Raw genomic sequence first — 15,490 nt, forward strand, 5'->3', positions numbered from 1 at the left:
GCTCAGGGGCGGGTCGTCGTCAGATGCGGCTGGGCTTGCCCGGCGACTGTTCGGCGACCTTCGGCGGCTCGCTGTCTTCCACCGCCTGGCGCGAGCGGGCGAGGGCGGCGAGGGTGTCCGGGCTGGCCATGGGCACGCCCTGGGCATCCACCTCGGCGCCGGGGCGCACGCGCTGCAGGCCGTTGACCACGATGCGGTCGCCCTTGGCCAGGCCGCTGCGGACGATGCGCAGGCCTTCCAGCTTCGGCCCCAGCTCGATGGCGCGGTAGGCCACCTTCCTATCGGCGCCGACCACCAGCACGAACTTCTTGCCAAGGTCCGTGCCGACCGCTTCGTCCTTGATCAGCGCGGCGTCGTAGGTGCCGGAGCCGACCAGCTTGATGCGCGCATAGAGGCCGGGGGTGTAGAGGCCGTCCTTGTTGTCGAACACCGCGCGGCCGCGGATGGTGCCGGTCTTGGGGTTGACCTGGTTGTCGAGGAAGTCCAGGCGGCCCAGGTGCGGGAAGCCGTCCTCGCCGGTCAGGCCGAGGTACACCGGGGTGCTGCCGCGGGCGTCCGGGCCGCCGGCGCGGGCCATGGCCACGTACTTCAGGTAGACGCGCTCGTCGGCGTCGAAGTAGGCGTAGACCTTGTCGGTGGAGACCAGGGTGGTGAGCAGGCTCTGCCCGGCGTTGACCAGGTTGCCGGCGGTGACTTCGGCGCGCGAGACGCGGCCGTCGATGGGCGCGGTGATCTGGGTGAACGACAGGTTCAGCCGCGCGTTGTCCAGCTCGGCCTGGATCGCCGCGACCTGGGCGCGGGCTTCGGTGGCGGCGGCGCTGCGGGCGTCGGCCAGCTCGGCGGAGATGGCGTTGGTGGCGCGCAGGCGGTCGCCGCGGGCGGCTTCGTTGGCGGTGCGCGTCTGGTTGGCGCGGGCCTGCGCCAGCTGGGCCTCAAGGCGATGGACCTCGGCCTGGAACGGGCGCGGGTCGATCTGGAACAGCAGGTCGCCCTTCTTCACCAGGGCGCCTTCGCGGAAGGTCACCTTGTCGATGTAGCCGGAGACGCGCGGGCGCAGCTCGACGGATTCGGGCGCCTCCAGGCGGCCGGTGAACTCGTCCCACTCGTTGACCGGCTGTTCGATGACCTCGGCGACGCTGACCTTGGGCGCGGGCATGTTCTGCGCGGCTTCCTGGGTCTTGCCGCAGGCGCTGAGCACCAGGACGGCGGCCAGTGCGAGGGGGATACGCAAGGAATTGGGTGAACGCTCCATGGGGAAGACTCCGGCATTTTTTCTGTAATGGGCGGAGTCTGCGTTCCAGGCGTCTAAGTCGCTAATCGAACGGGAGCATTCTTATTATCACGGCCAGTGATAAACCCTGTTGCATTATCCGTATCAATCGATGGGGGATTTTCTGCTACTCGCTGTGCGGTGGGCCGTTTGCGTACATGGATTCAGGGAGCTTCCAGGTTCCGCTTCACGCCGAACGGTCCCCTCTCCCGCTTGCGGGGGAGGGTTAGGGAGGGGGAGCGGAGTGCAGGGTTGGCAGCGGAGTGTCGGCGAAGTCCGCAACCCTCACCCCAGCCCTCTCCCAGAGGGAGAGGGGGCCGTCCGGCGCGGGCGGCGAAGCCGGAGTCATCCTGATATGCCTGGGGCGTTATGCGCCCCAGGCTACAGGAGAGACGCCATCGTAGGATGGGTTGAGCGAAGCGATACCCATCGCCATGACCGAGCGATAGCGGCGCGGGATCAGGCCTTGGCCAGGCGGGCGCGGGCCACGCGGGAGCCGTTTTCCTTGCCGAGCACCTGGCAGATGCGCTGGCCGGCGGCGATCAGGGCGTCGAGGTCGATGCCGGTGTGGATGCCCAGGCCGTTTAGCAGGTAGAGCACATCCTCGGTCGCCACGTTGCCGGTGGCGCCCTTGGCGTAGGGGCAGCCGCCGAGGCCGGCGACCGAGCTGTCGAACACCGCGATGCCTTCCAGCAGGCTGGCATAGATGTTCGCCAGGGCCTGGCCGTAGGTGTCGTGGAAGTGCCCGGCCAGGCGTTCGCGCGGCACGCGGGCGCCGACCGTTTCGAACATGGAGCGGGTGGCGCCGGCGGTGCCGACGCCGATGGTGTCGCCCAGGGAGACTTCGTAGCAGCCCATGGCGTCCAGCTCAGCGGCCACGGCGGCGACCTGCTGCACGTCCACCTCGCCCTGGTAGGGGCAGCCGAGCACGCAGGACACGTAGCCGCGCACGCGGATGCCGTGCTCGCGGGCGGCGTCCATCACCGGCACGAAGCGTTCCAGGCTCTCCTTGATCGAGCAGTTGATGTTCTTCTGCGAGAAGGCCTCGGAGGCGGCGGCGAATACTGCCACTTCCTTCACCCCGGCCTGCAGCGCGGCCTCGAAGCCCTTGAGGTTGGGCGCCAGGGCGGCGTAGGTGACGCCGGGTTTCTGCTGGATGCCGGCGAAGACTTCGGCGGAGCCGGCCATCTGCGGCACCCACTTGGGCGAGACGAAGCTGCCGACTTCGACGTAGGCCAGGCCGGCGGCGCTCAGGTCGTCCACCAGGCGCACCTTGTCGGCGACGCTGATGGGCTGTTTCTCGTTCTGCAGGCCGTCGCGCGGGCCGACTTCGACCAGGCGGACGTGTTGGGGCAGGGGCATGCTGGGTCCTCGTTGTGTTCTGTGGGGGACTGTCCTGCGCAGCGGTGGCGGGCGGAGCGTAGGGCGAATAACCGTTCGCGGTTATCCGCCGCTACACCGATCTCATGCCCGGCTTCCCGGTCGAACTGGAAGGCTCTGGAACAAACGCTCCGTGACCAAATCCGCATCGCGCCGGGAGCCAAGGCCAAACGGCGTATAACGCGGAGCGTTATACGCCCTACGCAAGGGTCAGGCCTCTTCCAGTTCGACCAGCGCCGTACCCTCGGCCACCAGTTCGCCTTCGCTGCAATACAGCGATTTCACCACGCCGGCGTGCGGCGCGCGAATGCTGTGTTCCATCTTCATGGCTTCCAGCACCACCAGGGCGGTGCCGGCTTCCACGCTTTGCCCGGGCTGGACCAGGATGCGCACGATGCTGCCGTTCATCGGCGCGCCCAGGCCGCCGTGGTGGGCGTGGGCGGCTTCGGCCTCGGCGATGGCGTCGTAGCGGCGCACCGGCACCAGTTCGCCCTGCCATTCCAGGTACAGGCTGTCGCCCTGGCGCAGGGCCAGGTGGCGGCGGCGCAGGCCGTCGAGGTCCACTTCCAGCCATTCGCCCTTGAGCGTCGCGCCGCGCACGCCATCGGCATGGCGCAGGCGCACCACCTGGGATTCGCCCTTGGCCAGCAGGTGCAGGTCGGTTTCCCCCGGCAGGCCGCTGCGCCAGCCGTCGCGGGCGCTCCAAGGGGAGTGGGCGTCGTCGCCGCGCACACGTTCGGCCTCGCTCTGGGCCCAGGCTTCGCCGGCCAGTTGCCAGAATTGCGGCGGCAGTTCGCCGGGCGCCGGCAGCAGTTGCTCCTGGTGGCGGGCGATGAAGCCGGTGTCCAGCTCGGCGGCGGCGAAGGCCGGGTGGGCCAGCACGCGGCGCAGGAACGCCAGGTTGGTCTTGAAGCCGCCCACGGCGGTTTCGCTCAGCATCGCCAGCAGGCGCTGGCGGGCTTCCTCGCGGTTCTCGCCCCAGGCGATCAGCTTGGCCAGCATGGGGTCGTAGAACGGCGAGATGTCGTCGCCCTCGCGGATGCCGCTGTCCACCCGGCGGCCGGGGCCGGCCGGCGGTTCGCGGTACAGCGCCAGGTGGCCGCTGGCGGGCAGGAAGCCGCCTTCCGGGTCCTCGGCGTAGAGGCGCACTTCGATGGCGTGGCCGTTCAGCGGCACCTGCTCCTGGCTGATCGGCAGCGGCTCGCCACGGGCCACGCGAATCTGCCAGGCCACCAGGTCGAGGCCGGTAATGGCCTCGGTGACCGGGTGTTCCACCTGCAGGCGGGTGTTCATTTCCATGAAGAAGAACTGGCCGCTGCCTTCGTCGTAGAGGAATTCCACGGTGCCGGCGCCGACGTAGCCGATGGCCTGGGCGGCGCGCACGGCGGCCTCGCCCATGCCGCGGCGCAGTTCCACCGAGAGGCCGGGGGCGGGGGCTTCCTCGACCACCTTCTGGTGGCGGCGCTGGATCGAGCAGTCGCGCTCGTTGAGGTACAGGCAGTTGCCGTGCTGGTCGGCGAACACCTGGATTTCCACGTGGCGCGGCTTGGTCAGGTATTTCTCCACCAGCATGCGCGAGTCGCCGAAGCCGGACTGCGCCTCGCGCTGGGCGGATTCCAGGGCCTCGGCCAGTTCGCTTTCGCGTTCCACCACCTTCATGCCCTTGCCGCCACCGCCGGCGGCGGCCTTGAGCAGCACCGGGTAGCCGATGCGCGCGGCTTCGCGCTGGAAGGTCGGGTAGTCCTGGGCCTCGCCGTGGTAGCCGGGCACCAGGGGCACGCCGGCGTCTTCCATCAGCGCTTTGGCCGCGGACTTGCTGCCCATGGCGTCGATGGCGCTGGCCGGCGGGCCGAGGAACACCAGCCCGGCCTCTTCGCAGGCGCGGGCGAAGCCGGCGTTCTCCGAGAGGAAGCCGTAGCCGGGGTGGATGGCCTGGGCGCCGGCGGCCTTGGCCGCGGCCAGCACGGCGTCGGCGCGCAGGTAGGATTCGGCGGGCTTGGCGCCGCCCAGGTCGATGGCGATGTCCGCCTCCTCGACGTGGCGGGCCTGGCGGTCGGTGGCGCTGTGCACGGCGACGGTGGTCAGGCCCAGGGCCTTGGCGGTGCGCATCACCCGGCAGGCGATCTCGCCGCGGTTGGCCACCAGTAGCGTTGTAATCATTGTTTTGCTCCGTTGAAGAGCTGGAAGCCGGAAGCTATAAGCTGGAAGCTGAAGAGCACTCCCGCTTCAAGCTTCCGGCTTCAAGCTTCTAGCTGCTCTTCTGCCATTTCGGTTTGCGTTTCTCGAGGAAGGCGTGCAGCCCTTCCTGGCCCTCGGGGCTGATGCGGATGCGGGCGATGGCGGCCTCGGTGTAGCGGCGCAGGTTGGGGCTCAATTCTCCGCTGCCGATCTCCTGGAACAGCGCCTTGCAGGCCACCAGCGCGGCCGGACTGTTGTTCAGCAGGTTGGCGACCCAGGCCTCGACCTTCTCCTCCAGCTCCTCGGCGGCGTAGCACTCGTCCAGCAGGCCCAGTTCGCGGGCGCGGGCACCGTCGAAGCGCTCGGCGGTGAGGGCGTAGCGGGTGGCCGCACGCTGGCCGATGGCCTTGGTCACGAAGGGCCCGATGGTCGCCGGGATCAGCCCGATGCGCACCTCGGACAGGCAGAACTGCGCCTGCTCGCTGCCCAGGGCCATGTCGCAGCAGGCCACCAGGCCCACGCCGCCGCCGAAGGCTGCGCCCTGGACCACGGCCAGGGTCGGTTTCTTCAGCAGGTGCAGGTTGTTCAGCAGCTCGGCCAGTTGCTGGGCGTCGGCGAGGTTGCCCTGGTAGTCGAGCTTCACCGCCTCCTGCATCCAGGCCAGGTCGGCGCCGCCGCAGAAGTGCCTGCCGCGGCCGCGCAGCACCAGCAGGCGCACTTCGGCGTCGTCGCTCACCTGGTCCAGCGCCCGGATCAGCTCGGCGATGGTCTGGGCGTTGAAGGCGTTGTTCTTGTCCGGGCGGTTCAGCCACAGGGTGGCTACGCCGCGGTCGTCTTTCTCTAGCTGGATGTTTTCGTAAGTAGGCATGGTCGTTTCCTGGCTGGAAGCCGAAAGCTGGAAGCGAAAGCCGCGCGACTTCCGGCTTCAAGCTTCCAGCTTTCTTACATCCTGAATACGCCGAAGCGGGTCGGTTCGATAGGCGCGTTGAGCGAGGCGGACAGGGCCAGGGCGAGCACTTCGCGGGTCTGCGCCGGGTCGATCACGCCGTCGTCCCACAGCCGCGCGCTGGAGTAGTAGGGGTGCCCCTGGCGCTCGTACTGGGCGAGGATCGGCGCCTTGATCTTCGCCTCGTCCTCGGCGCTCAGCGTATTGCCGGCGCGCTCGGCCTGCTCGCGCTTGACCTGGGCGAGCACGCCTGCGGCCTGCTCGCCGCCCATCACGCCGATCCGTGCGTTGGGCCACATCCACAGGAAGCGCGGGTCGTAGGCGCGGCCGCACATGCCGTAATTGCCGGCGCCGAAGCTGCCGCCGATGATCACGGTGAACTTCGGCACCTGGGCGCAGGCCACCGCGGTGACCAGCTTGGCGCCGTGCTTGGCGATGCCGCCGGCCTCGTACTTCTGGCCGACCATGAAGCCGGTGATGTTCTGCAGGAACAGCAGCGGGATGCCGCGCTGGCAGGCCAGTTCGATGAAGTGCGCGCCTTTCTGCGCGGCCTCGGCGAAGAGGATGCCGTTGTTCGCCAGGATGGCGATGGGGTAGCCGTGCAGGTGGGCGAAGCCGCACACCAGGGTGGTGCCGAACAGCGCCTTGAACTCGTCGAACTCGCTGCCGTCGACCAGACGGGCGATGATCTCGCGCACGTCGAAGGGCTGCTTGCTGTCCACCGGAATCACCCCGTACAGCTCCTCGGCCGGGTACAGCGGCGCGCGCGGGGGCTGGGTGTTGAGCTTGCCCTGCTTGGTCCAGTTGAGGTTGGCGATGCAGCGGCGGGCGATGGCCAGGGCGTGCTCGTCGTCCTCGGCGTAGTGGTCGGCCACGCCGGACGTCTTGCAGTGCACGTCGGCGCCGCCCAGGTCCTCGGCGCTGACCACCTCGCCGGTGGCGGCCTTCACCAGCGGCGGGCCGGCGAGGAAGATGGTGGCCTGCTCGCGGACCATGATGGTCTCGTCGCTCATCGCCGGCACGTAGGCGCCGCCGGCGGTGCACGAGCCCATCACCACGGCGATCTGCGGGATGCCCTGGGCGCTCATGTTGGCCTGGTTGAAGAAAATCCGCCCGAAGTGCTCGCGGTCGGGGAATACCTCGTCCTGGCGTGGCAGGTTGGCGCCGCCGGAGTCCACCAGGTAGATACACGGCAGGCGGTTCTGCTGGGCGATGGCCTGGGCGCGCAGGTGCTTCTTCACGGTCAGCGGGTAGTAGCTGCCGCCCTTCACCGTGGCGTCGTTGCCGACGATCATACATTCCACGCCTTCCACGCGGCCGATGCCGGCGACCACGCCGGCGGCGGCCACCTCCTCGCCGTACACCTCGTGGGCGGCGAGGGCGGAGACTTCGAGGAACGGCGAGCCGGCGTCGAGCAGGCGGTTGATACGCTCGCGCACCAGCAGCTTGCCGCGCGCGCTGTGCTTGGCCTGGGCAGCGGCGCCGCCGCCTTCATGCACGCGGCCGAGCAGGGCGCGCAGGTCCTGAACGCTCTCCAGCATGGTCGCGGCGTTGGCGGCGTATTCGGGGGAGCGCGGGTTGATCTGGGTATGCAGTAGGGCCATGAAAACCTCGAGAAGAGCGCTGTAGGCTGGAGGCTGGACGAGGACTGGAGCGGCTTTTTCGTCCAGCCTTCAGCCTCCAGCGGCTTTTATCGTTATTTGGTTTCGTTAAAGAGCTCGCGCCCAATCAACATCCGACGGATCTCGCTGGTGCCGGCGCCGATCTCGTAGAGCTTGGCGTCGCGCAGCAGGCGGCCGGTGGGGAACTCGTTGATGTAGCCGTTGCCGCCGAGGATCTGGATCGCGTCCAGGGCCATTTGCGTCGCGCGCTCGGCGGTGTAGAGGATCACCCCGGCGGCGTCCTTGCGGGTGGTCTCGCCACGGTCGCAGGCCTGGGCCACCGCGTACAGGTAGGCGCGGCTGGCGTTTAGCTGGGTGTACATGTCGGCGACCTTGCCCTGGATCAGCTGGAATTCGCCTATGCTCTGGCCGAACTGCTTGCGGTCGTGGATGTAGGGGACGATCACGTCCATGCACGCCTGCATGATGCCGATCGGGCCGCCGGCAAGCACCACGCGCTCGTAGTCCAGGCCGCTCATCAGCACCTTCACGCCGCCGTTGACCGCGCCCAGCACGTTCTCTTCCGGCACTTCCACATCGTCGAAGAACAGCTCGCAGGTGTTCGAGCCGCGCATGCCCAGCTTGTCGAACTTGTTGCCGCGGCTGAAGCCCTTCCAGTCGCGCTCGACGATGAACGCGGTGATACCGTGGGCGCCCTTTTCCGGCTCGGTCTTGGCGTAGATCACGTAGGTGTTGGCGTCCGGGCCGTTGGTGATCCAGGTCTTGCTGCCGTTGAGCACGAAGCGGTCGCCGCGCTTGTCGGCGCGCAGCTTCATGGAGACCACGTCGGAGCCGGCGTTGGGCTCGCTCATGGCCAGCGCGCCGACGTGCTCGCCGCTGATCAGCTTGGGCAGGTATTTCGCTTTCTGTTCGGCATTGCCGTTGCGCTTGATCTGGTTGACGCACAGGTTGGAGTGCGCGCCGTAGGACAGGCCGACCGAGGCCGAGCCGCGGCTGATCTCCTCGATGGCAATGACGTGGGCCAGGTAGCCCATGTTGGCGCCGCCGTATTCCTCGCTGACGGTGATGCCGAGCAGGCCCATGTCGCCGAACTTCTTCCACATGTCCATGGGGAACAGGTTGTCGGCGTCGATCTGCGCGGCGCGCGGGGCCAGTTCGCTGGCGACGAAGCCCTGCACCTGCTCGCGGAGCATGTCGATGGTTTCGCCGAGGCCGAAGTTGAGGGACGGGTAGCTCATGGTTGCACCTGCTTTCTTGTACTTGGATAAGGGTAGGGCGCGCTCAGGCGCGCTGTTTCTTCTCGGTCTCGGCCAGGGCCGCCAGGCAGCGCTCCTCGGCCGTGTCCAGTTCCAGCTTCATCTGCTCGATGTCGAGCAGCTGCTGCTCCAGCTGCGCGCGGCGCGCGGCGATCTTGCCCATGAAGGTCTCGAGCTGCTTGCGGTTGCCGCTGCTGGGGTCGTAGAGGTCGATCAGCTCCTTGCACTCGGCCAGCGAGAAGCCGATGCGCTTGCCGCGCAGGATCAGCTTCAGCGCCACCAGGTCCTTGGGGCTGTAGATGCGCTCCTGGCCGCGGCGCTCGGGGCTGAGCATACCTTGCTCCTCGTAGAAGCGGATGGCGCGGGTGGTGACGTCCAGTTCGCGGGCCAGGTCGGAAATGCTGTAGGTGGTCGGCATCGGGCTTGCTCGTTCGTTTACCTTTACGTTAACGTAAACCTGCGTCGAGGGGCTGTCAATCACTTCGCCGCCGACCGGCTGGCCCGCTAATTGCGTGCGTTGCCGGGCAACCGGGAGTCCTCTTTACTGAAGGGGAGGACGGGTGTAGACAGTCCCTGACCAGCCTGACGTCCCGCGCGGCAACGCACCGCGCGGGCAAGCGGAGCCGAGATCGACATGACAAGAACAATAGGCAGCGACCTGCTGCGCGAGGCCCACCGGGCCCGCGAACGCCTGCAGCGCGAGGGCGAGCTACCCGCCGGCGTGCTGCGCGAGGAAATCGACGCCTCCTGGCGGCGCAGCCTGGGCCACGGCCTGGACTGCGGCAGCAGCAACGACCAGGAGCTGGACAACCGCGCCGGCATCGAGCTGCTGCTGGAGAACAACCGCCTGCTGCTCGACGCCGCCACCCCCGAGCTGGACTTCCTGCGCCAGCGCCAGGGCCACGACGCCCTGGTGATCCTGGCCAACGCCGACGCCACCATCGTCTCGGTGGCCGGCGCCCACGAGCGCCTGCGCCGCATCGGCCTGGAAGACATCACCCCGGGCGCCTGCTGGAGCGAGGCCGCGCGCGGCACCAACGCCCTGGGCACCGCCCTGGTGGAAGGCCGCGCCACCCAGATCGACTGCGGCGAGCACTACCTGGAGCGGCTCAGCCGCTTCTCCTGCACCTCCGTGCCCATCAGTTGCCCCCAGGGCAATCTGCTCGGGGTGCTCGACCTGACCCGCGAAGGCCCCCTGGCCGGCCCGGTGGAAAGCCTCAGCCTGCTCAACCGCGCCGCGGTGCAGATCGAGGAGCGGCTGTTCGCCGCCAGCTTCCCGGGGCAGGTGGTGCTGTCCTTCCACAGCCGCCGCCAGTACCTGGATTCGCCCTGGCAGGGCCTGCTGGCGCTGAGCCTGGAGGGCCGCATCCTGGCCCTCAGCACGCCGGCCTGCCAGTTGCTCGGCGCGCCGCGCGAAACGCTGGTCGGGCGCCGCTGCGAAGACCTGCTGGGCGCCAGGGGCGAGCAACTGCTCGCGCGCCTGCAATCCGGCGCCCTGGGCAGCCTGCAGACGGCCAAGGGCGAGTTCTTCTACAAGGTGCTGCAGGCGCCGCTGCGCGCCAGCGCGGTGTCGGTGCCGGCGCGCCAGCCGCAGCGCCCGGCCCCGGCCGCGCCGGATCTGGAAGCCCTGGCCGGCGGCAACCCGCGCTACGCCCGCGCTTTGCGCATGGCCCGCCAGGGCCTGCTGAACGAACTGCCGGTGCTGCTGCTGGGCGAGACCGGCAGCGGCAAGGAAGTGGTGGCGCGCGCCCTGCACCAGAGCAGTGCGCGCTCCGGCAAGCCGTTCATCGCGGTGAACTGCGCGGCCATCCCCGAAGGGCTGATCGAATCCGAACTGTTCGGCTACCGCGAGGGCGCCTTCACCGGCTCGCGCCGCGGCGGCATGGTCGGCCGCCTGCAGCAGGCCCACGGCGGCACCCTGTTCCTCGACGAGATCGGCGACATGCCCCTGGCCCTGCAGGCCCGCCTGCTGCGCGTGCTGCAGGAGCGCAAGGTGGCGCCGCTGGGCGCGGGCGAGGAGCAGGACATTGATGTAGCGCTGATCTGCGCCACCCACCGCGACCTCAAGCGCCAGGTGGAAGAGAAGCAGTTCCGCGAAGACCTCTACTACCGCGTCAACGGCATCAGCGTGCGCCTGCCGGCGCTGCGCGAGCGCGACGACCTCGGCCAGCTGGCCCAGGGCCTGCTGGCCAAGCTGGGCGCGCCCGAGGCGCGGCTGGACGACGAACTCTTCGCGCTGCTGGCCGACTACCACTGGCCGGGCAACATCCGCCAGCTGGAAATGGTGCTGCGCACCGCCCTGGCCATGCGCGAGCCGGGCGAAAACACCCTGGGCCTGGAGCACCTGCCGGACAGCACCCTGGAAGAACTCGCCGCCGGCGAACGGCAACCCTGCGGGCGCATCCGCGAGACCGAGATGGAGCTGATCCGCCAGGCCCTGGACCGCCACCAGGGCAACGTCTCGGCGGCCGCCGACGCCCTGGGCATCAGCCGCGCCACCCTGTACCGCAAGCTCAAGCAACTGAAGGGCGGCTGATGTTCTTCACCCGCCTGATCGACAGCGACGACCCCAAGGCCCTCAAGGAGGCGCTGCACTGGCTGTACGGCTTCGTCCGCCCGCAGCGCCTGGCCATCCTCGGCCTGCTCGGCCTGGCCCTGTGCGCCTCGCTGCTGGCCCTGGCGCAACCCTGGCTGACCAAGCTGCTGATCGACGACGGCCTGCTGGCCCGCGACTTCCCCCTGCTGGCGCTGCTGGCCGGGGTGATGATCGTGGTCGGGCTGGTCGGCACCGTGCTGTCGGGGCTCAACCGCTACCTGCACACGCGGCTCTCCGGGCGCATCCTGTTCGCCCTGCGCGACGCGCTGTACCGCCACCTGCAAAGCCTCTCGCCGACCTTCTTCGCCCGCCGCCGCATCGGCGACCTGATGTCGCGGCTGGACGGCGACGTCGCCGAAATCCAGCGCTTCGCGGTGGACTCGCTGTTCTCCGCGGTGTCCGCCGTGATCGGCCTGGTCGGCTCGCTGGCATTGCTGCTGACGCTCAGTTGGCAACTGTCGCTGCTGGTCGCCGTGCTGATCCCGCTGGACGTGCTCTGGCTGCGCTGGATGCGCAAGAAGGTCGAGCGCGAGGCGCGCCAGCTGCGCGAGCGCTCGGCCGACCTGTCGTCGTTCTTCGTCGAGACCCTGCCGGCGATGAAGTTCATCCAGTCCGCCGGCCAGCAGGGCCGCGAGGCGCAGCGCCTGGAAGGGCTGGGCCAGGGTTACCTGGGCCAGCTGCTGCGCCTGCAACTGACCGAATTCTTCACCCAGGCGCTGCCGGGGACGCTGATGTCGCTGTCGCGCGCCTGCGCCTTTCTGGTCGGCGGCTACTGGGTGGTGCAGGGCACCTGGCAGCTGGGCTCGCTGATCGCCTTCTCCACCTACCTGGGCATGGCCATCGGCCCGGTGCAGAGCCTGCTGGGCCTGTACGTGGCGCTGCAACGCATGACCGTCAGCCTGGGCCGGGTGATGGAACTGCGCGGCGAGGCGCCGGGCGTGGCGTCGCCGGCGCAGCCCAGGCCGATGCCGAGCGTCGGCGAACTGCGCCTGCAAGGCGTGAGCTTCAACCACGCCGGCCGCAGCCAGCCCTTGCTGGACCAGGTGGACGCCTGCATTCCGGCCGGGCGCAAGGTGGCCCTGAGCGGGCCCTCGGGCGTCGGCAAGTCGACCCTGACCGACCTGCTGCAACGCTTCTACGACCCGGACCAGGGCCGCATCCTGCTGGACGGCGTGGACCTGCGCGAGCTGGACCTGTTCGAGCTGCGCCGGCGCATCGCCGTGGTCAGCCAGGAGCTGGTGCTGTTCCGCGGCAGCCTGGCGGACAACCTGTCGTACAGCGCGCCCCACGTCAGCCGCGAGGAGATCGAAAGGGTGGCGACCCTGGCGCAGCTGGACGGCCTGATCGCCAGCCTGCCCGAAGGCCTCGACAGCCCCCTGGGCGAGCGTGGCCAGCAATTGTCCGGCGGGCAAAAGCAGCGCATCGCCATCGCCCGCGCGCTGCTGCAGGACCCGCTGGTGCTGATCCTCGACGAAGCCACCTCGCAGGTGGACGAAAGCACCGAGCGCGAGGTGATAGCCGCCATCGACCGGCTGTTCGCCGGGCGCACGCGCATCCTCGTCAGCCACCGCCCCTCGACATTGGCCGAGGCCGACCTGCGCCTGGAGCTGCAGGACGGCCGGCTGAGCGTGCGCGAGGTGCCGCTGGTGGCCGTGGGAGGGCAGGGTGGCTGAGGTGCTGGTGGGGGTGGTCGACAGTGGCCATGCCCTGGAGCAGGCGGGTTGCGTGGTGGCTGGGCAGCGTTTCTGTCTGGCCGATGATGGACTGGAGCGACTGCCATTGGCGGCCGATGCCCTGGACCATGGCTCGGCGGTGATCCAGGCGGTGCTTGCCCGGGCGCCGCAAGCGCGTTTCAGCGTGGCCCAGGTGTTCGATGGGCGTGGCGTGACCAGCCCGTTGCAGATTGCGGCTGCGTTGCAGTGGCTGGGCGGGCAGGCTGTGCGTGTGGTCAACCTGAGCCTGGGGGTGCGCCAGGATCGGCCGATCCTCCGCGAGGCCGTCGCCGAACTGGTGGAGGCGGGCGTTCTGGTCTGTGCGTCCAGCCCGGCGCGGGGCGAGCCGGTGTTTCCGGCGGCCTATCCGGGGGTGGTGCGGGTGACCGGGGATGCGCGTTGTGGCGAGGGGGAGTGGTCGTGGCTGGGGAGTACGCAGGCGGATTTCGGAGCGGCTGTGCGGGTTGCGGGGCAGGCGGGGGCGAGTTTGGGGTGTGCGGCTTTTTGTGGGCATCTGGCGGCTTTGCTGGGGGAGCGGCCGGGGGTGTCGAATGAAGAATTGTTGGCGTTGATGCGGGAGGGGGCTGTGTACAAGGGGATCGAGCGGAAGGTGAGCTTATGAGTGGGGGTTGGGTTCCTTTCCCTCACCCCAGCCCTCTCCCGGAGGGAGAGGGGACTGTACGGAGCGGCGGCGAGGTTCGACATTCCGCCGGCCACGTCGGAGTAGCAGGATGACTCGGAATTCAAGCTCGCACCGAACGGCCCCCTCTCCCTTCAGGGAGAGGGCTGGGGAGAGGGCGCGGCCTCACAGCCAACACAAAACTCCCCAGCGAACACCCCCATGCCCCCAATCCTGATCCTCGGCTCCGGCCCCGCCGGAGCAGCCACGGCCATGGGCCTCCACCGCCTCGGCCACCCCGTCACCGTCATCAGCGAATGGCGCCGCTTCGCCGCCGTCGAAGGCGTCTCCCAGCGCGTCCTCGACGGCCTGCGTCACGCCGGCCTCAACCACGCCCTGGCCTGCACCGCGCCGCCTTCGCAACGCCGGGTGAACTGGAACGGCAGCGAAAGCGCGCAGAACGTCGAATTCATCCTCGACCGCCCGCTGTTCGACCAGGGCCTGCGCCAGGACCTGCATGACGCCGGCATCCAGGTGCTGGAAGACCGCGTGCTCGGCGTGGAATCCGACGCCACGGGCCACCACGTGCGCCTGGAAAGCGGCCAGCACCTGCACACTCCCTTCCTCGTCGAAGCCCGCGGTCGCCAGGCGCCGCTGAACCAGAAGGCCGGCAAGGCCCGTCGCGGCCCGGAAACCCTCAGCCTGCTCAGCCGCTGGCAGGGCGCGCCGGGGCCGGTGGCCAGCGCGGTGCAGAGCCTGGCCGATGGCTGGGCGTGGATGGCGCGGCTGGCCGACGGGCGCTGCTACTGGCAGCTGACCCTGGACGTGGCCAGCAGCGCGCTGCCGCCCAAGGAGCAGCTACTCGACTACTGCCGCGAACGGCGCCAACGCTCCGCACTCAGCCAGGCATTCTTCGGCGGCCACCCCGAGCAGGACCTGGAACTGCACGCCCGCAGCAGCACGCCGATCCTCTGCCTGGAGGCCTGCGGCGAGAACTGGATTCGCGTGGGCGATGCGGCCATGGCGGTGGACCCGCTGTCCGGCAACGGCATCTTCCAGTCGCTGTCCTCGGCGTTGCAGGCGCCTGCTGTCATCAACACGCTGTTGCGCGCCCCGCAGCGCGCCGAGTTGGCCAAGCGCTTCCACCAGCGCCGGGTGGAGCAGCTGTTCCTGCGCTTCGCCCGCGTCGGTCGCGACTTCTACGCCGAAGAAAAACAATGGGCCGAGCAACCCTTCTGGCAGGCCCGCCGCGCCTGGCCGGACGAGGTGCCCAGTCACGCCCCGGCGGACTTCGACGCCTTGCGCATCGAGCGCGCCCCGGTGCTGCGCGACGGCCTGGTGGACGAGGCCGAGGTGGTGGTCAGCCCCGACCAGCCCCTGGGCATCTGGCACCTGCAGGGCCTGGAGCTGGCGCCCTGGCTGCGGCGCCTGCGCAGCGAGCCGCAGGCGCAGGTGCTGGCCGCGCTGCCGGAGCAGCAGCGGCGCATCTTCCAGGGCTGGCTGCTGAGCCAGGGCTACCGCCCGCGCTGATCAGGCCTTGAACTGCTGCACCAGGCGGTGCTGCTGCTCGGCGCTGTGGTTCAGCTGCTGGCTCAGGCGCGCCGAGCGCTCGGCCTGGTCCGACAGGGCCTGGGTCACGTCGCGGATGGCGCCGATGTTGCGGCCGATCTCCTCGGCCACGCTGCTCTGCTCCTCGGCGGCGCTGGCGATCTGCAGGTTCATGTCGCTGATCAGGTTCACCGCGCCGGTGATGCGCTGCAGCGCGTCTATCGCCTGGCGCGCCTGGTACAGCGACAGGCCGATCAGGGTGGCGGCGATGCCCAGCAGGCACAGGCCGGCGAGCCAGGTGATGCGGCCCTGGAGGGTGGAGTGGATGCTGCGCATGGGGAGGCCTCCCTGGAAACCGCGAAA

The 15,490-nt window shown here is 69.4% G+C and carries 11 protein-coding genes and 1 pseudogene; 4 read left to right on the forward strand and 8 right to left on the reverse strand.

Annotated features, from left to right (window positions below):
* Positions 1-19: 19 nt before the first annotated feature.
* From mexE to RN02_RS04760, 7 genes are all read right to left on the reverse strand, one after another.
* A complete protein-coding gene (gene mexE / locus RN02_RS04730; RefSeq protein ID WP_043313316.1) occupies positions 20-1,252 on the reverse strand; it encodes a multidrug efflux RND transporter periplasmic adaptor subunit MexE in 1,233 nt (410 codons plus the stop codon).
* A gap of 477 nt (positions 1,253-1,729) precedes the next feature.
* Positions 1,730-2,632, reverse strand: a complete 903-nt coding sequence (locus RN02_RS04735; protein ID WP_043313317.1) for a hydroxymethylglutaryl-CoA lyase — start codon at positions 2,630-2,632, stop codon at positions 1,730-1,732.
* Between the two features lie 228 nt (positions 2,633-2,860).
* Complete coding sequence (locus RN02_RS04740) at positions 2,861-4,810, reverse strand: acetyl/propionyl/methylcrotonyl-CoA carboxylase subunit alpha (protein ID WP_043313318.1); 1,950 nt, start codon at positions 4,808-4,810, stop codon at positions 2,861-2,863.
* 88 nt (positions 4,811-4,898) lie between these two features.
* On the reverse strand, positions 4,899-5,696 hold the full coding sequence (locus tag RN02_RS04745; RefSeq protein ID WP_043313319.1) for a gamma-carboxygeranoyl-CoA hydratase: 798 nt from the start codon (positions 5,694-5,696) through the stop codon (positions 4,899-4,901).
* Positions 5,697-5,770: 74 nt separating this feature from the next.
* The gene (locus tag RN02_RS04750) at positions 5,771-7,378 is read right to left on the reverse strand and encodes a carboxyl transferase domain-containing protein (protein WP_043313321.1); all 1,608 of its coding nucleotides are present in this window, start codon (positions 7,376-7,378) and stop codon (positions 5,771-5,773) included.
* Positions 7,379-7,470: 92 nt separating this feature from the next.
* A complete protein-coding gene (locus RN02_RS04755; protein ID WP_043313322.1) occupies positions 7,471-8,634 on the reverse strand; it encodes an isovaleryl-CoA dehydrogenase in 1,164 nt (387 codons plus the stop codon).
* A gap of 43 nt (positions 8,635-8,677) precedes the next feature.
* The gene (locus tag RN02_RS04760) at positions 8,678-9,070 is read right to left on the reverse strand and encodes a MerR family transcriptional regulator (protein WP_009622686.1); all 393 of its coding nucleotides are present in this window, start codon (positions 9,068-9,070) and stop codon (positions 8,678-8,680) included.
* Between the two features lie 210 nt (positions 9,071-9,280).
* On the opposite strand from RN02_RS04760, the gene RN02_RS04765 reads away from it, so the two are divergent.
* The 4 genes from RN02_RS04765 to qhpG all read left to right on the forward strand — a co-directional run bounded on the left by RN02_RS04765 (position 9,281) and on the right by qhpG (position 15,109).
* Complete coding sequence (locus RN02_RS04765) at positions 9,281-11,188, forward strand: sigma-54-dependent Fis family transcriptional regulator (protein ID WP_043313323.1); 1,908 nt, start codon at positions 9,281-9,283, stop codon at positions 11,186-11,188.
* Positions 11,188-12,921, forward strand: a complete 1,734-nt coding sequence (locus tag RN02_RS04770; RefSeq protein WP_043313324.1) for an ABC transporter ATP-binding protein — start codon at positions 11,188-11,190, stop codon at positions 12,919-12,921. The genes RN02_RS04765 and RN02_RS04770 overlap by 1 nt, the downstream gene beginning before the upstream one ends.
* Positions 12,914-13,582, forward strand: a complete 669-nt coding sequence (gene qhpE / locus RN02_RS04775; protein WP_043313325.1) for a subtilisin-like serine protease QhpE — start codon at positions 12,914-12,916, stop codon at positions 13,580-13,582. The genes RN02_RS04770 and qhpE overlap by 8 nt, the downstream gene beginning before the upstream one ends.
* A 219-nt stretch (positions 13,583-13,801) precedes the next feature.
* Positions 13,802-15,109 carry a flavin-dependent monooxygenase QhpG gene (gene qhpG, locus RN02_RS04780; RefSeq protein WP_043313326.1) on the forward strand — a complete coding sequence of 436 codons (1,308 nt, stop codon included), beginning with the start codon at positions 13,802-13,804 and terminating at the stop codon, positions 15,107-15,109.
* Here the strand turns inward: qhpG and RN02_RS04785 are convergent.
* Positions 15,110-15,352: pseudogene (locus RN02_RS04785) on the reverse strand (chemotaxis protein); the annotation flags it as partial.
* Positions 15,353-15,490 lie beyond the last annotated feature (138 nt).

Source organism: Pseudomonas sp. PI1, from assembly GCF_000812405.1.
Classification (GTDB): domain Bacteria; phylum Pseudomonadota; class Gammaproteobacteria; order Pseudomonadales; family Pseudomonadaceae; genus Pseudomonas; species Pseudomonas citronellolis.